The organism is Brachyspira hyodysenteriae ATCC 27164, from assembly GCF_001676785.2.
Taxonomy (GTDB): domain Bacteria; phylum Spirochaetota; class Brachyspiria; order Brachyspirales; family Brachyspiraceae; genus Brachyspira; species Brachyspira hyodysenteriae.
On record NZ_CP015910.2, the window covers coordinates 1,357,655 to 1,378,539 of the forward strand.

General features: G+C 29.6%; 19 protein-coding genes. 13 read left to right on the forward strand and 6 right to left on the reverse strand.

What is annotated here, in order from left to right:
* Nucleotides 1–24: 24 nt before the first annotated feature.
* Together BHYOB78_RS06085 and BHYOB78_RS06090 are read left to right on the forward strand one after the other, a co-directional pair.
* On the forward strand, nt 25–1,827 hold the full coding sequence (locus BHYOB78_RS06085) for a biotin/lipoyl-containing protein (protein WP_012669931.1): 1,803 nt from the start codon (nt 25–27) through the stop codon (nt 1,825–1,827).
* Between the two features lie 33 nt (nt 1,828–1,860).
* Complete coding sequence (locus tag BHYOB78_RS06090; protein ID WP_012669932.1) at nt 1,861–3,237, forward strand: sodium ion-translocating decarboxylase subunit beta; 1,377 nt, start codon at nt 1,861–1,863, stop codon at nt 3,235–3,237.
* A gap of 85 nt (nt 3,238–3,322) precedes the next feature.
* Here the strand turns inward: BHYOB78_RS06090 and BHYOB78_RS06095 are convergent, their stop codons facing one another.
* A complete protein-coding gene (locus BHYOB78_RS06095) occupies nt 3,323–4,285 on the reverse strand; it encodes a DUF2156 domain-containing protein (RefSeq protein WP_020063516.1) in 963 nt (320 codons plus the stop codon).
* Between the two features lie 71 nt (nt 4,286–4,356).
* Nucleotides 4,357–4,914 (reverse strand): flavodoxin family protein, encoded by a 558-nt coding sequence (locus tag BHYOB78_RS06100; RefSeq protein WP_020063517.1) that lies wholly within the window; start codon nt 4,912–4,914, stop codon nt 4,357–4,359.
* A 132-nt stretch (nt 4,915–5,046) separates the two neighbouring features.
* Between BHYOB78_RS06100 and BHYOB78_RS06105 the strand changes: the two genes are divergently transcribed.
* Together BHYOB78_RS06105 and BHYOB78_RS06110 are read left to right on the forward strand one after the other, a co-directional pair.
* Complete coding sequence (locus BHYOB78_RS06105) at nt 5,047–5,385, forward strand: winged helix-turn-helix transcriptional regulator (RefSeq protein WP_012669935.1); 339 nt, start codon at nt 5,047–5,049, stop codon at nt 5,383–5,385.
* Nucleotides 5,386–5,538: 153 nt separating this feature from the next.
* Nucleotides 5,539–6,561 carry a sugar kinase gene (locus tag BHYOB78_RS06110; RefSeq protein ID WP_020063518.1) on the forward strand — a complete coding sequence of 341 codons (1,023 nt, stop codon included), beginning with the start codon at nt 5,539–5,541 and terminating at the stop codon, nt 6,559–6,561.
* 1 nt (nt 6,562) lies between these two features.
* On the opposite strand, the gene BHYOB78_RS06115 is transcribed toward BHYOB78_RS06110, so the two are convergent.
* Nucleotides 6,563–6,844, reverse strand: a complete 282-nt coding sequence (locus BHYOB78_RS06115) for a hypothetical protein (protein ID WP_012670063.1) — start codon at nt 6,842–6,844, stop codon at nt 6,563–6,565.
* A gap of 174 nt (nt 6,845–7,018) precedes the next feature.
* Between BHYOB78_RS06115 and BHYOB78_RS06120 the strand changes: the two genes are divergently transcribed.
* From BHYOB78_RS06120 to tsf, 3 genes are all read left to right on the forward strand, one after another.
* A complete protein-coding gene (locus tag BHYOB78_RS06120; RefSeq protein ID WP_020063519.1) occupies nt 7,019–7,975 on the forward strand; it encodes an ROK family protein in 957 nt (318 codons plus the stop codon).
* 235 nt (nt 7,976–8,210) lie between these two features.
* On the forward strand, nt 8,211–9,026 hold the full coding sequence (rpsB, locus tag BHYOB78_RS06125) for a 30S ribosomal protein S2 (protein ID WP_028331245.1): 816 nt from the start codon (nt 8,211–8,213) through the stop codon (nt 9,024–9,026).
* Between the two features lie 49 nt (nt 9,027–9,075).
* Nucleotides 9,076–9,930 (forward strand): translation elongation factor Ts, encoded by an 855-nt coding sequence (tsf, locus tag BHYOB78_RS06130; RefSeq protein ID WP_012670059.1) that lies wholly within the window; start codon nt 9,076–9,078, stop codon nt 9,928–9,930.
* Between the two features lie 159 nt (nt 9,931–10,089).
* On the opposite strand, the gene BHYOB78_RS06135 is transcribed toward tsf, so the two are convergent.
* The 3 genes from BHYOB78_RS06135 to BHYOB78_RS06145 are packed head-to-tail and all read right to left on the reverse strand — an operon-like array spanning nt 10,090 to nt 14,686.
* Nucleotides 10,090–11,451 carry a tetratricopeptide repeat protein gene (locus BHYOB78_RS06135; protein WP_012670058.1) on the reverse strand — a complete coding sequence of 454 codons (1,362 nt, stop codon included), beginning with the start codon at nt 11,449–11,451 and terminating at the stop codon, nt 10,090–10,092.
* Between the two features lie 14 nt (nt 11,452–11,465).
* Nucleotides 11,466–12,506, reverse strand: a complete 1,041-nt coding sequence (locus tag BHYOB78_RS06140) for a hypothetical protein (RefSeq protein ID WP_020063521.1) — start codon at nt 12,504–12,506, stop codon at nt 11,466–11,468.
* Between the two features lie 8 nt (nt 12,507–12,514).
* On the reverse strand, nt 12,515–14,686 hold the full coding sequence (locus BHYOB78_RS06145; protein WP_020063522.1) for an alpha-hydroxy-acid oxidizing protein: 2,172 nt from the start codon (nt 14,684–14,686) through the stop codon (nt 12,515–12,517).
* A 448-nt stretch (nt 14,687–15,134) separates the two neighbouring features.
* Here BHYOB78_RS06145 and BHYOB78_RS06150 point away from each other — a divergent pair, with 448 nt between their 5' ends.
* The 6 genes from BHYOB78_RS06150 to BHYOB78_RS06175 are packed head-to-tail and all read left to right on the forward strand — an operon-like array spanning nt 15,135 to nt 20,882.
* Nucleotides 15,135–16,559 (forward strand): sulfatase family protein, encoded by a 1,425-nt coding sequence (locus BHYOB78_RS06150; protein WP_020063523.1) that lies wholly within the window; start codon nt 15,135–15,137, stop codon nt 16,557–16,559.
* A gap of 44 nt (nt 16,560–16,603) precedes the next feature.
* Nucleotides 16,604–17,644 (forward strand): ABC transporter substrate-binding protein, encoded by a 1,041-nt coding sequence (locus BHYOB78_RS06155; RefSeq protein WP_012669978.1) that lies wholly within the window; start codon nt 16,604–16,606, stop codon nt 17,642–17,644.
* 42 nt (nt 17,645–17,686) lie between these two features.
* Nucleotides 17,687–18,517 (forward strand): ABC transporter permease, encoded by an 831-nt coding sequence (locus BHYOB78_RS06160; protein WP_014487861.1) that lies wholly within the window; start codon nt 17,687–17,689, stop codon nt 18,515–18,517.
* A gap of 13 nt (nt 18,518–18,530) precedes the next feature.
* Complete coding sequence (locus BHYOB78_RS06165; RefSeq protein ID WP_020063524.1) at nt 18,531–19,331, forward strand: ABC transporter permease; 801 nt, start codon at nt 18,531–18,533, stop codon at nt 19,329–19,331.
* Nucleotides 19,332–19,352: 21 nt separating this feature from the next.
* On the forward strand, nt 19,353–20,111 hold the full coding sequence (locus BHYOB78_RS06170; RefSeq protein WP_020063525.1) for an ABC transporter ATP-binding protein: 759 nt from the start codon (nt 19,353–19,355) through the stop codon (nt 20,109–20,111).
* 18 nt (nt 20,112–20,129) lie between these two features.
* A complete protein-coding gene (locus tag BHYOB78_RS06175; RefSeq protein ID WP_020063526.1) occupies nt 20,130–20,882 on the forward strand; it encodes an ABC transporter ATP-binding protein in 753 nt (250 codons plus the stop codon).
* Nucleotides 20,883–20,885 lie beyond the last annotated feature (3 nt).

The window sequence follows — 20,885 nt, forward strand, 5'->3', positions numbered from 1 at the left end:
ATCAAGTTATAAGGAGAAATAATAATGGCTAAAAAAGAAATAAAATTTATGCTAACAGCATTCAGAGACGGTTTCCAATCCGTTTATGGTGCTAGAGTATTATCTAAAGATTTTATGCCGGCTGTAGAAGCATTCGTTAAAGCCGGAGTTACATATTTTGAATCAGGCGGCGGTGCAACATTCCAAAGTGCATTCTTTTACAATAATGAAAATGCTTTTGATGTAATGGATACTTTCAGAAAAACTGTAGGTCCTGATGTAAACTTACAAACTTTAGCAAGAGGTGTTAACGTTGTAGGTTTGGAATCTCAGCCTAGAGAAATGATTAAACTTCATGCTGATTTATTCAAAAAGCATGGTATTACAACTATTAGAAACTTTGACGCTTTAAATGATGTTAATAACCTTATTTTCAGCGGTAAATGTATTAAAGAAGCAGGACTTAAACACCAAGTATGTGTTAGTATGATGGCTCTTCCTCCTGGATGTGAAGGTGCACATGATGCTGAATTCTATGGAAAAGTATTAACTCAAATTAAAGATAAAGTAGACTTTGATTCTGTATGTTTCAAAGATGCTTCAGGAACAACAACTCCTCAGGTAGTTTATGATACTATTAAAGAGGCTAGAAGAATATTAGGTAAAGATGTACATATACAAATGCATAGCCATGAAACTGCAGGTATAGGCGCTGTTCAGTACAGAGCTGCTTTAGATGCTGGTGCTGATTGTATAGACCTTTCAGCTGCTCCTGTATCAGGCGGTACTTGTCAAACAGACTTAATAGTTATGTGGCATGCTTTAAGAGGTACTGAATATACTCTTAATGTAGATATAGATAAAATCAGAGAAGCTGAAGAAGTATTCAAAGATTGTATGAAAGATTATTTCTTACCACCTGAAAGTAGAACAGTAGAGCCTATGATTCCATTTGCTCCTATGCCTGGTGGTGCTTTAACAGCTAATACTCAAATGATGAGAGATATTAATGTTATGAACAGATTCCCTGAAGTTATTAAAGCCATGACAGAAGTTGTTAAAAAAGGAGGTTTTGGTACTTCAGTAACTCCTGTATCTCAGTTCTATTTCCAACAAGCATTCAACAATGTAATGCAAGGTGAATGGAAAAAAATTGCTGATGGTTATGGAAAAATGGTATTAGGTTATTTCGGTAAAACACCTTCTACTCCAGACCCAGAAATCGTCAAAATAGCTAGTGAGCAATTAGGTTTACAGCCTACTACTGAACTTGCTATGGATATAGATGATAAAAACCCTAAAAAAGGTAGAAAAGCTGCTGAGCAGGCTTTAAAAGATGCAGGTATCACAGATCTTTCTGATGAAAATGTATTCATTGCTGCTGCTTGTAAAGAAAAAGGTATTCAATTCCTTAAAGGCGAAGCTAAACTTGGTATTAGAAAGAATGCCGGCAGTGCTTCTGAAGGTGTTAAAGCTACAAGTAATGAAGTTACTGTTACAGTTGGCGGTTCAAGCTATGGTGTAAAAATAGAAAATGGAAAAGCTATAGTTGATGGTGTAAGCTATGATTATACTATTAAAGACGGTATAGTTGCTGGTGCTGCTCAATCTGCTGCTCCTGCTTCTGGCGGTGCTGCTACTCCTGTTACTGCTGGTTTACCTGGTACAGTATTAAAAATAGTTGCTCCTGTTGGAACACAAGTTCAAGACGGAACTACTATATTAATAGTAGAAGCTATGAAAATGGAAGTTGAAATAAAATCTTCTGCAAGCGGAGTAGTTAAGGAAGTTAAAGTTAAACCGGGTGATGCTGTAGTTGCAGGTCAGGAATTGGCTATAGTTGGCTAATATATAGATGCTGATTTTAAGGAGATAAAAATAATGAGAAAAATATTTTTAGTATTTGCACTTATCTTTATGACAGCATCTGTGGTGCTTCCTCAAGAAAGTGCTCAAGAACCTCTTAATATAAAAGATTCGCTTATTTCTTTAGTGAGAAATACTGCTTTCGGAGGTTTATTTCCTAGAAGCGAAAAAGAAATGGCAGAAGCTCAGGCTAAAGCTGAAAAGAGTAAACAAGAAAAATATCAAACTAAATTAAATGATATTAAAGTAAAATCTGCTCCATTATGGCAGAATGCTATAATGATTTGTGTGGGCTTACTTTTAGTTTATCTTGCTATAGCTAAAGGTTTTGAGCCACTTCTTCTTATCCCTATAGGTATGGGAGGAATTTTAGCTAATATTCCTATTGCAAATATTGCTGCTTTGCCTATAGTAGAGATTATGAATGGTATACCTGTTACTATAAGCAGCGGAGGTTTTTTAGGTCAGATATATACTTTTGGTATCGAATCTGGTTTATTCCCATTATTCATATTCATTGGTGTTGGAGCTATGACAGACTTTGGTCCGCTTATCGCTAACCCTAAAACTGCTTTATTAGGTGCTGCTGCTCAAATAGGTATATTTGGTACTTTATTAGGTGCTATGATAATATCTACATACATACCAGTAATTTCTTTCACATTGAAAGATGCTGCTTCAATAGGTATTATCGGTGGTGCTGACGGTCCTACTGCTATATTTACAGCTTCAAGACTTTCTCCTGGATTATTAGGAGCTATTGCTGTTGCTGCTTATTCATATATGGCTTTGGTACCTATAATACAGCCTCCTATTATGAAATGGCTTACTACTGAAAATGAAAGAAAAATTGAAATGAAACAGCTTCGTCCTGTTAGTAAAAGAGAAAAAATCATTTTCCCTCTTACTGTTATAATACTTGTTGCTTTATTATTACCAGATGCTGCTCCTTTAATTGGTGCTTTAATGTTTGGTAATTTGATTAAAGAATCTGGTGTTACTGAAAGACTTTCTAAAACTGCCCAAAATGAGTTAATTAACATAGTTACAATAATGTTAGGTTTATCTGTTGGTAGTAAATTAGCTGCTGATAAATTCTTACGTTTTGAAACATTGGGTATATTAGTATTAGGTTTAGTAGCATTCTCAATGGGTACAGCAGGCGGAGTACTTCTTGCTAAATTAATGAACTTATTCAGCAAAGACAAAATCAATCCTCTTATCGGAGCTGCTGGAGTATCAGCTGTTCCTATGGCTGCAAGAGTTGCTAACAAAGTTGGACAGGAATCTAACCCTCATAACTTCTTACTTATGCATGCTATGGGTCCAAACGTTTCAGGAGTAATTGGTTCTGCAGTTGCTGCTGGTGTACTTTTGGCTATATTAGGTTAATAAGTATATCTAAATAAATGAAAGGAAGCTCAATTATTTGGGCTTCCTTTTTTATTGCAAATTATAAATTGAGTGTATATTTTTATTAGAATTCTGTACAGAAACCTTTATATTTCTCTATATATCCTACAGGGTTATAAGACATCTTTGCTTTTCTAAGTCCTAAATCTCCTACATCTTGTTCTCTATTTACAAATTTAAATCTTTCATAATCATTTATATTGTCTTTTAAATTTTCTAAGAACATTCTGTTTATTGCTTGATATGTACCTTTATAATTTCTATCTCCTCTTTCAGAATGAACTACTATAGTATCTCTCATACTTAAATCAGCTATTGTGTATGCTACTATTTTATTATCTATATAAATGGCTCCTCCAGATATATTATTTATTATATCCCAATTACCAAGTAAAGTTTTTATCATTATAGTATCAGCTTCGGCTCTTACTTCATGGGTTAATAGTTTAGTACTGTCAAAAGTTTCACATTCTTCTGCATTATTTTCATTTAAAGCTGCATTGTTTTTTTTCTCTTCTTCTTCCCATTTAGCCTCAAAGTCAAGTATATCATTTATTACAGTTTTATTATCTATTGTAACATATTTGAATTCATTTTTAAGAAATTGATTATATAAATTTTTCTTATTATGAAATTTTTTACCAGGTAATGTTACTAATTCATTAAAATCATATAAGTATTCCCATTCATCTCTAGTTTCTTTTACTTTTATTTTAGTTGTTTTCTCCCAAAATAAAGCAAGTTCTTTAGGTATTCTTATTATAGTTTCGCCTGAAATTTCACAAGGGCTAAAATCAGTGCAGAAGTTTGTATTAAACCAATCGCCTACAGGAGCCCAATATATAGTATAAGGTGATTTTTGTCTTATCCAAACTAGCTTTTCTGTAAATGCCCATTCAAGCATATATATATCTTTTAATCCTAACAAATTCATAAATGTATAATCAGCAGATTGCTCCGGAGTGATAGAAAAATATTTATGATAAAGTTCCTGTTTTTCTAATGAAATAGGTTCAAAATTAATCATGTATTAAAAATCCTTATTTTATAAATTTATTGACTATAAATTATATATTAAAATGAATTAATGTAAATGATTTAAATTATAGCTTTTCCCATTTCAAATGCCTTATTTAAAAACTCTTTTTTTTCTTTGATATCACCTATATTAAATACTCCTCCTGCAATTAAATAACCTAAATCTTTCCAGCCTAAATAATTTAATAGATATTTATAATATTCTATAACAGGTTTAGAATTATTATCATCATTTCCTTCTGCTGCCATAAGCATAATGCATTCTTTATATGGTGTTTTATAATTTGGATCTATTTCAGTAACAGCGAATATTCTATCTATAAAGATTTTTAATTGAGCAGAAAAAGCCCAATAATACATAGGGGAAGCTAATATTAATATATCGGCTTCTTTATAATGAGGGTATATTTTATCCATATCATCTTTCTGAGAGCATGGGCTATCAGGGTTTTTACCTCCTTTTAAACAGCCTTTACAGCAATGTATATTCATTCTATCTAAATCGAATTTTATTATATCATTTCCATTAAGTTTTGCTCCTTTAGTAAATTCCTCTATCAAAGCAGAAGTATTGCCGTTTAATCTAGGGCTTCCATTTAAAATTAATATTTTTTTCATTTTTTAACTCCTATATAGTAAATTATTATTGATATTATTATTTTAGTATTATATATTATAATTATCAAGTACTAACAAAAATGTTATATACTAACTAAAAGTAAAGTATAAAATTATAATAAAGGATAATATATGAAAAAAGATAATAACAAACTGAAAGAAAAATATATGGAAGATACAGGTTTTGCTTATACTATGTCATTGATATCAGGTAAATATAAAATGATAATATTATATATATTGTCAGAATTAAATGTTGTAAGATATAATGAATTGAAGCGAATTATATCAAACATTTCTCATAAAACATTAAGTTTAACTTTAAAAGAATTAGAAAAAGATGATTTAATTACTAGAAAAGAATACCCTCAAATACCTCCTAAAGTAGAATATAGCTTATCTAAAAGAGGAAAATCATTAATACCAATATTAGATGCTATATGCGTATGGGGAGAGAAAAACAGAAAATAATAATTTTTATGTCATATAAAACTACAAAAAATAAAGGAATTTATTTTCTTTCTTTTTTTATTTGTAGAATTTCATTGAAATAATTATAAATATAATGTACTATTATGTTAAGTTAATTATGTTAATTATGTGATAAATTCAAAGGATTTTTCTATGGCTTCAGTTGTTACTTTCGGAGAAATAATGCTTAGGCTTTCTCCTCCTTCAAATTTAAGATTCGTGCAAACCAATTCATTTGATGTGAGATTTGGAGGCGGTGAAGCAAATGTTTCTTTTGCTTTGTCTAATTTCGGAGTTGATACTTCATTTGTTACCAAACTCCCTAATAATGATATAGGGCAGGCATGTATTAATGAACTTAGACGATATGGTGTGGATGTATCAAATATAGTTTTAGGCGGAGATAGAATAGGTATATATTTTCTTGAAAAAGGGGCAAGTCAGAGAGGTTCAAAAGTAATATATGACAGATCTAATTCTTCAATATCTCAATGCACTAAAGAAGATTTTGATTGGGATAAGATTTTTGAAGGAGCCAAATGGTTTCATCTTACAGGTATAACCCCTGCTCTTGGTAAAAATGTTGCTGAAGTCTGTATAGAGGCATGTAAGAAAGCTAAAGAAAAAAATATTACTATTAGTTTAGATTTAAATTATAGAAAGAAATTATGGACATCAAAAGAAGCTAATGAAACTATGAGTAAATTAATGCCTTATGTTGATATATGTGTAGCAAATGAAGAAGATGCTGAAAAAGTATTTGGTATTAAAGCAAAAGACAGTAATATTATAGAAGGTAAATTATCTCATGAAGGTTATAAAGAGGTTGCTAAAGAATTATTAGATAGATTCAAAGTAAAAAAAGTTGGAATAGCTCTTAGGGGTTCTATATCAGCAAGTGAAAATCTATGGTCTTGTATGTTATATAATGGAAAAGATTATTTCTTTTCAAAAGAGTATTTAATAAAAATAGTAGATAGAGTAGGAGGCGGAGATAGTTTTGCTGCCGGACTTATATATTCACTTTTAAATGGTAAAGATGACAGAGAGGCATTAGAATTTGCTTCTGCTGCCAGCTGTTTGAAACATTCTATTGATGGTGATTTTAATGTTGTTAGCGTTGATGAGGTTATGACTGTTTATAATGGAGATGCATCTGGAAGAATACAAAGATAAATTAACAAAGCTCAATAATTATTGACTTATCTAAATAATTAGAATTAATATTATTTATGTCTGTTGTGAAAAAATATAAATTATTATCTTTGTTTTTTATAGATGCATTTTGATAGCACATTTTTAAATTTTCATTATAAGTCTTATTATATAATTCCATAATATCTCCAAATTCTATCATTATATCTATATTGTATTTTGAGTTTATTGTGTCTTGATTAAGATCACAATATTTGAAATTTTTTAATTTGGTATTTATTTCTGATATTAATTTTTTTATCATATAACCTCCATATGTTTCATATATTTAAAAGATAAGAATATTTTTTGTATTTACAATATGTAATTATCATATTTTTTATTATAAATTTTTATCTTATTAAAGAATTATCTTTATTCTTGACAATTTATATTATTGTACTAAAATAGGATTATAAATATAATTAGGAGTATTAAAATGAAAGAAGCAGTTATAGCTATAGATATTGGCGGTACCTCTATGAAAGGTGCTGTTATAGAGGAAAACGGCAATATTTTATATAAAGATAATTTTGATGTAAATCCTAGTCATACAACAGAAGAACATAAAAAGATTATTACAGAATTTGTAGAGAAATTGAAAAGTAATATGCCTGATGGTTATAAAGCAGTTGGTTTAGGAATAGACTGTCCTGGGGTTATGAATAGAGAAACACTTCATATGGGGGGAGCTGAAAATATACCTGGACTTAAAGGATTAAAATTTTCTGATATAGGTAATAAATTTAATATTCCTACAAAGACAGCTAATGATGCGAGTATGGCAGCTTTAGGTGAGGCAAAATATGGAAGCGGTAAAGAAAAAGATTATCAGTCTGTAATGTTTGTCACACTTGGAACAGGTGTTGGAGGCGGATTTGTACTTAATGGAAAATTATTTACTGGTTCTTTGGGAGGAGCCGGAGAGATTGGGCATGTATTTGTAGTGCCTGACGGTGATAAATGTAATTGCGGATCAAGCGGATGTATAGAAAGATATGCTTCAGCTACAGGTTTCATTGCTATGGCTAAGCAGAAAATACATAAAGGAGTTATTCCTACTACTTTAACTTATGAAGAATTAGATAAAGGTAAGGCTAAGGCTTTATTTGATGCTGCCAAAAAAGGCGATGCATTAGCTAAAGAAACTATAGCAGAATGTTCTTATTATTTGGGAATGTCTATAGCACAGGCTTTGAATATGCTTGATTTGGATTTGGTTCTTATAGGAGGCGGACTCTGTAAAGATTTTGATATGATGATAGAGCATATTAATAGAGGCGTGAGAAATTATGGACTTAGAATGATGGTTAATAATCTTGAAATAAAGCCTGCTTCTTTAGGAAATGATGCCGGCGTTTTAGGCTGTGCTGCTTTATTTTTCAGAAATAATTAATATTTATAATTGACTTTTTTTCATATTATGTTATTATAAATTAAACCGATTATATTGGTAAACTTTTCCATAATAGCAAAATGTTCTTAATTATTCTTTTTAGAATATAGAAAAGACATTGTTACTAATTTAGTAATCAAAGCGTTATGATTTTTATAATACTAATGTTTATATATGAAATTTATGGATAGGGTGCCTTAATCGGTACTCTATTTTTATTTTAAAGGATATGATTATGTCATTACCAGTTATGAAAGACCTTTTAGAGGCAGGCGTACATTTCGGACACCCAACTAGAAAATGGGATCCTAGAATGAAACCTTTTATTTTCCAAGAGAGAAATGATATCTATATCATTGACCTTATGAAAACTTTAACTTATGTTAAAAAAGCTCATGAAGCAGTAAAAGAAATGGCTAGAAACGGCGGAAATGTTCTTTTCGTTGGTACTAAAAAACAAGCATCTCAAAGCATAAAAGAAGCTGCTGAAAAATGCGATATGTACTATGTTAATAATCGCTGGTTAGGCGGTATGCTTACAAATTTTGCTACTATTAAAAAGAGTATTGCAAGACTCAAAAAGATAGAAAAAGAAGAAGTTGATGGTACTTTTGATAAACTTCCTAAAAAAGAGGTTATACTTCTTCTTAAAGAAAAAGAAAGATTAGAGAAAAACTTTGCAGGTATTAAAGATATGGAAAATTTACCTGATATGCTTTTCGTAATAGACCCAATGCAGGAAGCTATTGCTGTAAGCGAAGCTAGAAAATTAGGAATACCTGTTGTAGCAGTTGTTGATACTAACTGTAACCCTGAAGTTATAGATCACCCAATACCTGGTAACGATGATGCTATAAGAGCTATCAGCTTATTTGCAGGTGTTGTTGCTTCTGCTGTTATAGAAGGACAAAATGAAGCAGGAAAAGAAACATTAGCTAAGCATGACAGTTCTTCTGATGAATCTTCTGAAGAAGTTTATGATAATAGTGCTACAGAAGCTGCTGAGGCTGTTGCTGAAAAATATGGTGTTTCTCAAGAAGATGATCAGTAATTAATATAAATTGTTAATAATAAAATATTTAATATAAAAGGAAAAATTAATGGCAAATATTAGTATGGATACTATTAAAGAGCTTAGAGAACGTACAGGCGTAGGTATAATGGACTGTAAAAAAGCTCTTCAAGAAACTGACGGCGATATGGATAAAGCTATTCGCCTTCTTAAAGAAAAAGGTGCGGCTGTTGCTGCTAAAAAGAATGAACGTACTGTTAAAGAGGGTTCTATAGGTTTTTGCGTTAATGATGATAAAACAAAAGTTGCTTGTATAGAACTTCAGTGTGAAACTGACTTCGTTGCTAAAAATGAATTATTCATCAATTTAGCTAAAGAAATTGCTAATACCGCTATGGGATTAGATGATGTTTCAGTAGAAACAGTTTTAAATGCTAAAGGTTCTAATGGCGATACTATTCAAGGTATGATAAATGAAGGCATACAGAAATGGGGTGAGAAAACTGTACTTGCTGAGGCTAAAGTTGTAAAAACAGATGGTTTCTTCGGTACTTATGCACACTTCAATAATAAACTTGTTGCTATAGTAGAATTTGATGTAAAACCTAAAGGTAAATGTCAGGAAATAGCAGATCAAATAGCTATGCATGTTGCTAGTGAAAGACCTTTGGCTTTGAATAGGGAAGGAATAGATCCTAATGCTGTAAAAGAGCAGAGAGAAATATTTGAAAAACAAGTTAGAGATGCTGGAAAACCTGAAAATATGATAGAAAAAATTGTTGAAGGTAAAATGAGCTCTTGGTACTCTGAATCTGTTCTTATAGATCAAAAATTATTTACTGATAACAAAATATCTATTAAAAGTTTAATAGATGAAGTTTCTAAAGAAGCAGGTTCTACTGCAACTATTAAAAACTTTGTAATTGTTTCATTAGGTTTATAATTAAATAATTACTAAAAATAAAAAATTAAGCGGATTGTTATTTTTATAGCAGTCCGCTTTTATTTTATATAATAATTAGTTTTAAACCAAAAATAAAAAAGGTTATGATAAAAATCATAACCTTTTTTAATAGAGTATAATAAATGAGTTATTAATTCATTAATCGCTGAATGATATAACACCTTCAATAATAGCCTCAAATCTTTCAGGTTCGATGATCATTACTGTATCATCTACTTTCAAGTTAGGTGCAAAGTCTCCTATACTTATTAAGAAAGAGTGAGCACTCTTATATTGTCTTGCATATTCCATAAACTGATCAACAGTTTCCTGTCTCATAGGATATCCTGAAGTATCTAATGCAAATGTACTCTTATATGACTGACCTTCAGAACCAAATTTCTTAATTGTTACAAAGAATACTAATGTATCAGATTTTTTAGTATGATCTGTAACTACATATCCGTTCAATGTCAATATTCTATAGAAGTATTTTTCTAGATATTCTATAATATCCATTTCCAATGCAGTTCTGAATGCATTATTAGCAATAATAGAACTATATGTTTTTAACTTCTGATCAACATCTAAATATATATTTCTTATAGACTTAATTATTTCCCATTGTTTAACGGCAGCTTCAAACTGTTTATTTTTTACCAAAGTTTCAGCATATCTATATCTTTCATCTACAACTTTTTCACTTGCTATATTTTCTTTAGTTAAAACTTGTCCGTAATATTCTCTAGCTTTACTATAATTGCCAAGTTCATAATAAGAATTAGCAAGATTCAAAGATATTGCATCTTTATCTGATATTTCATTACTTTCATAAGCTATTTCCAATTCTTTTATTGCATTTTGGAAATCTCTGCTTGAAGATAATATTTCACCTAAAAGTAAATGGTATTCAGGGTTTGTATTATCCAAAGCTATAGCTTTTTCTATTTGCTGCTGAGCTGCATGATATGAACGAATCTTATAAAAACAAAAAGATAGCATATATAATAATTGAGGATTACTATCATTTTGTGCTACAGCTAATGAAAAATATTTTTGAGCTTGTACCCATTCTCCATAATTATAACATACAAGTCCAGCTTTATATAATGAATCATAATCCTGATCTCTAATTTTAGTTATCATATCATATTCATCTATAGCTTTTTTACTGTTTCCTGTTTGTTCATATATTTTTGCTAAGAATTCTCTTACAGCTAATTCACTTAATTCTTTAGTAAAATAAGCCCCATCTATCATATTCTGCAATGCTGCCATAGCCAATATATATTGCTGCTGTTTATAATACATATTAGCAGTCATCCATAATATATTAGCATCTTTTTTATATTTAGGGTCTAAAGTATTAATCTCTCTCATGGCTACATCATAATTTTGTTCATTATAAGCCTGAACGATTTTTTTCAGTTTAATAGGGTATGATCCGCTCTTAATAACATACTGAGTGGCAAAACCTAATAAAACAATTAAGACTAATATTACAATTAATGAAGCTTCCACGGTTCTTATCCCTTTTATTCATAATATATAACTGGACTTCCAGTTTCTTCTGATTCATTTAAAGCATCTTTGATTTTCTTCATCATAGTGTCTTTTACAACAAATACAGATATTTTATTTGACATATTATTAGAAAAATCAAATCCGCTAACAGCCATAGATACGTTAATATCTACAGATTCATCATTGTATTCAAAATTATAATTTTTTAACGCTTTAAAATATCTTTTTGTAGCTTTCCAAGCCTCTTCTTCATTTGCAAAAATCACAGAATATATGATGCCTTCATAAAGTAAGCATTGATTTTCACCTATTCTGGCATTTTTCTTTATGGCTTTTATAAGTTCATCTTCTAATTTTTTATAAGCAGCATTTCCATATTCTTCTCTTATAGAACTGCCGTTTGATATTTTAAAAGCTATTATTCCTATAGCATGTTTATATCTTTGTGAAAATGCTATTATATTTTTTATAGTGCTTGAAAATATTTCATATTCTGATTTATTTATTCTAACAATTTCATTATCATTATTTTCATAATTATCATCATTATTTTCTTGTACTATATTATCCTCTATAGTATATCCTAAATTATATAATATAGTTTTATACATAAATATCATAAGTTTTTTTAAATTATATGATAATTGTATTGATATAAAGAATAATCCTATAGCTAATATACTGCTGTAAAATGTATAATCTCTCTTGTATAATAATTTTTGTATTTCAGGAACATAGCTTAATGATAATATTAATATTATAGAAGTAACGGCAAAGAAAAGTAAATTTTCTATTGTTCTAGAAACTCCGGTATAACTTTTAGTAGGCTGCATTAATACTATTATAAAAGCATATAATATAGAAATTCCAATCCATATCCATACCCAAACATCAAGAGCATATAATAAATATACAAAGAAATTTTGAGTATTAGGAGATATCAATAATATGTATATAGGTATAATTACAGCACTATATATTAAAGTACATATCATAGCAGCAAAGAAGCCGTATATATATGATTTAGATAAGTTTATTTGTTTATCTTCCATAATAGTTCCTAATTTTTGCGCCATATTGCATTATTAAATTTAAGTTTTGGCTGTCCAAAAACTTTCATCATTTTCTCTAATTCTAATTTATTAGAATAGATAGCATATTCAAGTCCTTTTCTGCCTTTACTTATAGCTGCAATAAAACTTTCTTCTGTTATAGAAACGGCATTAGCTCCCAACATGAAATATTTAAACACATCTGTTCCATATCTAGGAGATTCTGCAAGCCATAATAATTGCATTTTATGACTATTATGCAAATTACAAGCCACTCTGTTAATAGTATCGGCAACTTTTTCCATACCTTTTAATGCATACTTATTATTATTTGAAAAATATACAGCATTTGCATGGGCAGAATTAATATTATGTATATCATTTTCATTAGATATTCCTTTAATTATTATAGGTATATCTATTTCTTTTATCATTTTTGATAATTCTTTTTCACTTCTTACATATATTTTGTCATTTGAATTTATATTATAGCAATATGAGAAATCTATTCCTACAGCACAAGCACCATTCTTTTCAGATTCTCTTAATCTTTGAAGTATAATATCCTGACTATTATTACCATCAATCATGATAATACCTCTTTTTTTTCCTTTAACAGTTTTTACTGACAATTCAAATAACTCCTCATTATTAAAGTCATTCAATATAGCTAATATTTCGCAATTAGAAGCACTATCCATTACTGTTTCATAATATTCTCTTATATCCATTATACCATCTATTACTTCTGATAAATTATGTATAGTGTCTATTATCACAGGCTGAGAAACATGCATGTTAAATAAAGTTGTTTCTAATTTTACTTCTTTTTCCTCATGTATAATACTTGGATTAAATGAATAATTAGAAAGTCCTGTTTTTTCATCTATATTATCTTTGAATAGGTAATTGACATTATGTTTTGATGCTAATTTTTCCTGAGCTATTCTTTTTATTTCTTCTACAGTTATGCTTTTTTCATCTGTAAGTCTAAAATGAACTGCATTTATAGCTTTATTTGCTATTGCCACAGCCTCATCTCTTGTTTTTCCTACAGTTATAACATTACCAGCTTTCTCTAAATTGTTTGTAGGTGTTACTAATATATCTCCTGCTTTGGTTTTTATGAATACTTCTTTCACACCTTCTATTTTTTTAGCATTTTCTACACCATCAATAGATTCTATTATTCCTATACCTGGAAGAAATGCTTTTTCAACAGAAACTTTATCCCATTTAGGTTTTAAATCACTTGGAGGATTACCTAATGCTATTTCTATAGCATTTTTTATTAGATTTACACCTGTAGCAAGAGGGTAGGTATAAGCACTCATAAATCCGCCTGATAATCTTGCCGCAATTTCTCCAACCATAGCACCATTTTTTGTTACTTTTATATCACCTTTAGCAGCACCTATTTTTAAATTTAATGCTTTTATACCAGCTTTCATAACATTGATTGCATCATCTATCTTTTCTTTTTCTAATGCAGAAGGCATAATATGACCTGTTTCTATAAAAAATGGTGGAAATTCTATTATTCTATCAGCAACTCCTGTAACATGTATTTCATCATTATATATAAGCATATCGATAGATAATTCAGGTCCATCCATAAACTCTTCCATTATTACTTCTCCTGAAGGCGAAGCACTTTTTGCCCTATTAAATGCACTTAATATGTCACTTTCATTAGACACTTTCATTACACCGCGGGCTCCCATATTATCAGCAGGTTTAACAACAACAGGAGTATTTAAATGTTTATATGCTTCCATTGCTTCTTCATAATTCCATACAGGAAAGAAATTCGGCTGAGGCACATTATTTTTTTTGAATCTTTCACGCATTCTTATCTTGTTTGAAGCAGCATAAGCATCTTCAAATCTATTTCCAGGAAGTCCTAAGGCATTAGCTACAGCAGCTACAGTAGTAGAAGCATCTGTACCTACCGTAATAACACCATGTATTTCCATTTTCTGACTTAAATCTCTCGCAGCTCTTACACTTCCATCAACATCTCTTGTGGATACTACCATAGGATAATCTGCTATTTTCATACCATGTGCATCTTTATTATAATCGAATACTATTGTATAAAGTCCCATTTCCTGAGCTATTTGTATTGCTGGTACTTGAAGAAGTCCTGCACCTATTATTATTATACGTTTGCCTTTCATATCAATATTGCCTTTTATAATTAATTTAAAATATTCCTATATAGTGTTATTAGTATCGAAATTTTAATACCAAACTAGAGGATTTTTAATTATATAATATAAATATTATTGAACTATATACAATTAATGATATAATTTTTTGAGGTCGTATTTTCAGCAAAGGCTGTTTTTATAATGATTAAAAAAATATATTATTATTTTATTTTCTTTGACAGTTTCATGTAATAATAAAATTACAAATCACTAGTTATTAATTATTTTATTTATAATAAATTAATACATTTTCTTATTAATTATACTTTATAATTAAAAAACTATATAATCATTAATGACATTATTCATTATAAAATAAAAATATTTGATAAAAAAATTGACAATGAATTATTTATTTACTATACTATAATTATATATGTTACAGTACACGCAACTATAAAAGAGATTTAAATTTATGAATAGTAAAAAACCAAATATAATATTAATCACAGCAGATCAAATGCGTGCTGATTCTATAGAATATATCAATGATGAGGTAAAGACTCCCGTATTAAATGAATTAGCAGAAAATGGAAGCGTATTTACCAATTCTTTTTGTACAAGTCCTGTATGTACTCCTTCAAGAGCTTCTATTTTTACAGGAAGATATCCCATGAATATAGGAGCTTGGAATATAGGAACAGAATTAAATGAAGATGAAGTAACTTTAGCAGACTATTTAAAAGAAGATAATTATTTCAATGTTGCTTCAGGTAAAATGCATTTCAGACCTCAGCTTAAAAATCTAAATTGGGAATTTGAGGATGTACCAAAAAGAGATAGAGTAAGAGAAAGAGATAAAACATATTATGGATTTGATATAACGCATATAACAGAAGATGATAAGCAGGGAGAATATTTAGATTTTGCTAATAGTCATGGATGCAATTTAGAAATAGGTAAAGGAATAGATGGAATCAATCCTATACCAGAAGAATTGCATCAAACTTATTGGACAGCACAGAAAGCTATTGATGAGATAGATAATTTTAATTTTGATAAACCATTATTTATGTGGGTAAGTTTTGTAGATCCTCATCATCCATTTGATCCTATAAAGAAATATTATGATATTTATAAAGATATTAAACCAAAAGAACTTAATAGTAAATTAAAATTAGATAAAAAAAGACCAGAGCATTTGACTAAACAGGGTGATAGAGGATATTGGCCAGGAGGCGGAGAAGAACATCATTATAGTGAAGAAGAAATAAAAGAAATAAAAAAACTTTATTATGGAATGATAAGTTTTATAGATTCTCAGATAGGAAGGATAATAGATAAATTAAAAGAGAAAAATGAATTTGATAATACAATAATAATATTTACAAGTGATCATGGAGAATATTTAGGAGATTATGGTCTTTTGAAAAAGGGACCTTTTATGTATGATTGCTTGATAAAGGTACCATTATTATTTTATGGTAAAGGTATAGTAAAAAATAGAAGTGATGAAATAATAGAAAATATTGATATACTGCCAACAATATTAGATATGTTAGGAAAAGAAATTCCTTATGGTATACAAGGTCATAGCATAAAGAATATTTTAATAGGTGAAGATAAAAATAAAACATATAAAAAAGGTGCTGTAATTACTTATGATGCTCATGATAGGGGTATATTTATAAAGACATACAGAACTAAACAATATAAACTTTCAATATTTTTAGATGAAGAATATGGAGAGTTTTATGATTTAGAAAAAGATCCTAATGAAGAAAATAATTTATTTTTTAATAAAGAATATGATGAAATAAAGAATAAATTATTATTAGAGATGTGTCATAAGATGATAGAATGCAGCGATCCATTGAACAGAAGATATGCTAGTTGGTAATTCTTTTATTTATAATAAATTAATAATTTTAAGGAGATATCAAAATGAGAAAAACAGTGAAAATTATTACTTCATTAGTTTTAATTGCATGTTTGTTTTTATTAGCTTCATGTGCTAATAAGGGATCATCATCTTCTGGTGATGCAACAACATTGAAAGTGGCTGTAATGCCATTTTTAAACTCTGTACCTATTGAGTATATGATTAATAACAAATTAGATGAAAAATATGGTTTTAAAATTGAAACTGTATATTTCCCATCAGGCGGTCCTATGAATGAAGCATTAGGTGCTGGTTTATGGGAAGTTGGTACATTAAGTGCTGCTTCTGTATATTCTTTGGCTAATTATAATGCTCATGTTGTAGCTGATATAGGACACTCTGAAGGCGGTATAGAAGTATTAGTTAATCCTGATTCTGATATATTAACAGTTAAGGGCGTTAATAAAGATTTTCCAGAAGTTTATGGAGATGCTGCTACTTTAAAAGGAAAAACTATAGCCGTACCTACTGGAACAATATCTCATTTAAATGTTATACATTGGCTTAGAGCTATAAATGTTGATCCTAATACAGTTAATATAGTTCATATGGAATTCCCTCAGGCATATCAAGCTTTAAAAGCTAAAAAAATAGATGCTGCTGCTTTGAATCCTCCAACTTCTTTCTCTGCTGAAGCTGATGGAATGAAAATAGTTTCAAGTTTAACTACATTAAATATACCTCAGTACGATTCAATAATAGTATCTGATGAAGCTTTCAATAATAAAAAAGATACTATAGTGTTATATATTAAAGCATTCTTAGAAGCATGCGATGCATTACAGGCTGATCCTAATATGGCTGCTCAAGAATTATTAAATTGGTATACAAAAAATGGATCTACTTCTACTTTAGAAGCTTGTCAGTCTGAAGTTCAAACTCGTCCTTTTGTTACAACAGAAGAAATCAAAAATATAAAAACAGGTGATTCTGTAAGAATAACAGCTGACTTCTTTGCAAGCCAGTCTTTAATAACAGAGGATAAATTAACTGTTGTTGACCAAAATGTAGATACTGAATTATTAGGTAAAGCATTAAATTGAACAATAATTACTTAAATTAATTAATAAAAAAGGACTATGTATATGGAAGAGAATATAGAAAATATTTCATTAAAAGAAAAAGAAAAAATCGTCATAGCCAATAAAAAGAAAGAGAAAAGCAAATTTTTTATTATATCTGTAATATCTGTTGTAGTATTTCTTATAATATGGCAGTTAATAACAGATGTATTTAAATTATTTCCTTCATATTCTCTTCCAAGTCCTTATACAGTTTTTAAATCTTTTATTTATAAACTTACAAATAAAGCACCTGATAATGGTACATTGTTTCAGCATATATTAGCATCTTTGCAAGTGGCATTAACCGGTTATTTTTTAGGAGCTGCTATAGGAATACCTCTTGGAATATGTATGGCTTGGTTCAAAAAATTTAATTTAGTAGCAACTCCATTATTCGACCTTATAAGACCAATACCAACTATAGCATGGATACCTATGATGATATTATGGTTTGGAATAGGATTAGGAGCAAAATCAGCAATAGTATTTATGTCAGCATTTGTACCTTGTGTAATTAATACTTATAGCGGAATAAAAGCAACTACTCAAGTACATTTATGGGTAGCACAAACTTTTGGAGCTTCAAGAAGACAAATGCTTAAAGAAGTTGCCATACCAACAGCTTTACCTTATATATTTACAGGACTTAGAGTATCTCTAGGTTCTTCTTGGACTTCTTTATGTGCAGCTGAAATGCTTGCAGCAAGCAGAGGTTTAGGTTTTATGATACAGTTAAACAGACAGTTAGCAAGAGCAGATTTAATAATAGTGGGTATGCTTACAATAGGAGCTGTAGGAGCAATTTTATCTGTTGGATTAGGCTATTTAGAAAAAAAATATGTTAAAAGATAATTAGGGGTAATTTATGAAAAATAAAGAAAAAAAGAGATTAAAATTATCTGATTTTGAAAAAACTATTTGGGCTGTTATATCTATAATAGGATTTTTAATTGTATGGCAATTATTAACAACTTATACTCCTATAAAAATTACCACACCTAAACCATTAGAGGTATTTAAATTTTTAGTATGGAGTTTAACTCATAATATAGGTCAGCAAACTATATTGGGACATATATTAATAAGTATATTCAGAGTATTAACAGGTTTTGCTATAGGTGCTGTAACAGGTATAATATTAGGAATATCTATGGGTGTTAATAAATATGCAAGAGCAATAATAAGACCATTCTTTGAAGTGTTCAGACAAATTCCTCCTATAGCTTGGATACCTATGGCTATACTTTGGTTTGGAATAGGCGAAGTACCTAAAGTATTTATAATATTTATTGGTACTTTTGTTAATGTTACTTTGAATGCTTATGCAGGAAGTTCTCAGGTTAATCCTACTTTAATAGGAGCTGCTAAAATGCTTGGCTCTAATGAGAGAGATATATTTTTGCATGTTATACTTCCGGCTTCTGTACCTCAAATATTCAATGGTATGCAGGTAGGTTTTTCAGTAAGCTGGATGGGTGTATTAGCAGCTGAAATGGTTAGTTCTTTTGCTGGTGTAGGTTGGGTTATAATAAGAGGTTCTGATACGGCAAATATACCTCAAGTTTTAGCTGGTATGATAGCTATAGGTATAGTTGGTTTATTATTATCTTCTTTAATGAGATATATAGAAAAGAGATTAACTATTTGGAATTCTACTGGTATATAATAATTAATTTGAGGCGTCAATATGGAAAATAAAACTATTATAAAAATGAATCATGTTAATAAAGTCTTTTTCAGTGAGCATGGATATAAAGAAGTTATAAAAGATATAAGTCTTGAAGTGAAGGAAAATGAATTTGTTGTATTATTCGGACCTGGTCAATGCGGAAAGACAACATTGATAAATTTAATAGCAGGACTTGAAACAGCAGAAAATTCTGATATAGAAGTTAATGGTAAAAAGGTAACTGAACCTCATCCGGAAAGGGGAGTTGTATATCAAACTACTGCTTTATTTCCTTTTTTGACTGTTATGGAAAATGTAGAGTTTGGGCCTAGAGCAAGGGGAATACCAAAGAAAGAGAGAAGAGATAAAGCAAAATATTATATAGATTTAGTAGGACTTAATGGATTTGAAAATAGTTATCCGAATCAATTATCCGGAGGTATGAGGCAGAGGGTAGGAATAGCCAGAGCTTATTGCAATGAACCTGTTGTTATGCTTCTTGATGAGCCTTTCGGACATTTGGATGCACAAACTAGGTATATGATGGAAGAAGAAATTGAAAAGATTTGGCAGAAAGAAAAAAGAACTGTTGTATTTGTTACTAACAATATAGAAGAAGCTGTTTATTTGGGTGACAGAATAATACTTCTTACAAACTGTCCTACGGTTGTAAAAAAAGAATATATTATAGATTTGCCTAGACCTAGAAGATTAACTGATCCTAATTTCCTTAAAATTAGAAATGAAATAAATGATAATATGGATATAACTTTATAACATAAAAAGGATATATTTATGACAAATGATACTAGAGAAGTAAAAGTAAAAGTTTCAAGATTAACAAAAAAATTCGGTGATTTATTGGTTTTAAATGATATATCATTTAATGTTATGAAAGGTGAGTTTTTATGCATAGTAGGACCTACTGGCTGCGGTAAAACTACATTTTTAAATAGCCTTACAAAGTTATACAAACCAACTTACGGAGCCATACAGATAGACGGCGAACATGTTGACTTAAAAAAACATGATATAGCATATATATTTCAGGAATATTCCACTATGCCTTGGCTTAAAGTAGAGGAGAATGTTAAGTTCGGATTAAAAATAAAAAAACTTCCTCAAGATGTTATCGAAGAGAGGGCAGACAGAGTAATAAAAATGGTTGGGCTTGAGAAGTTTAAAAACTTTTATCCAAGCGAGCTTTCTGCTAGTATGCTTCAAAGGGTAGTTATAGCTAAGGCATTTGCTGTGGAGCCTGAATTGCTTTTGATGGATGAACCTTATGGGCAATTAGATGTTTCTTTGAGATTTAAATTAGAAGATGAGCTTTTAAATATATGGAAAACTTTGGGTACTACAATTATATTTATTACTCATAATATAGAAGAAGCTGTTTATTTAGGTGAAAGAGTTTTAGTGTTGACTAATAAGCCAACTTCTATAAAAAAAGAAATACATATAGATTTGGAACATCCTAGAAATATAGCAGATCCTAAATTTGTTGAATATAGAGAAGAAATAACAGAACTTATAAAATGGTGGTAATAC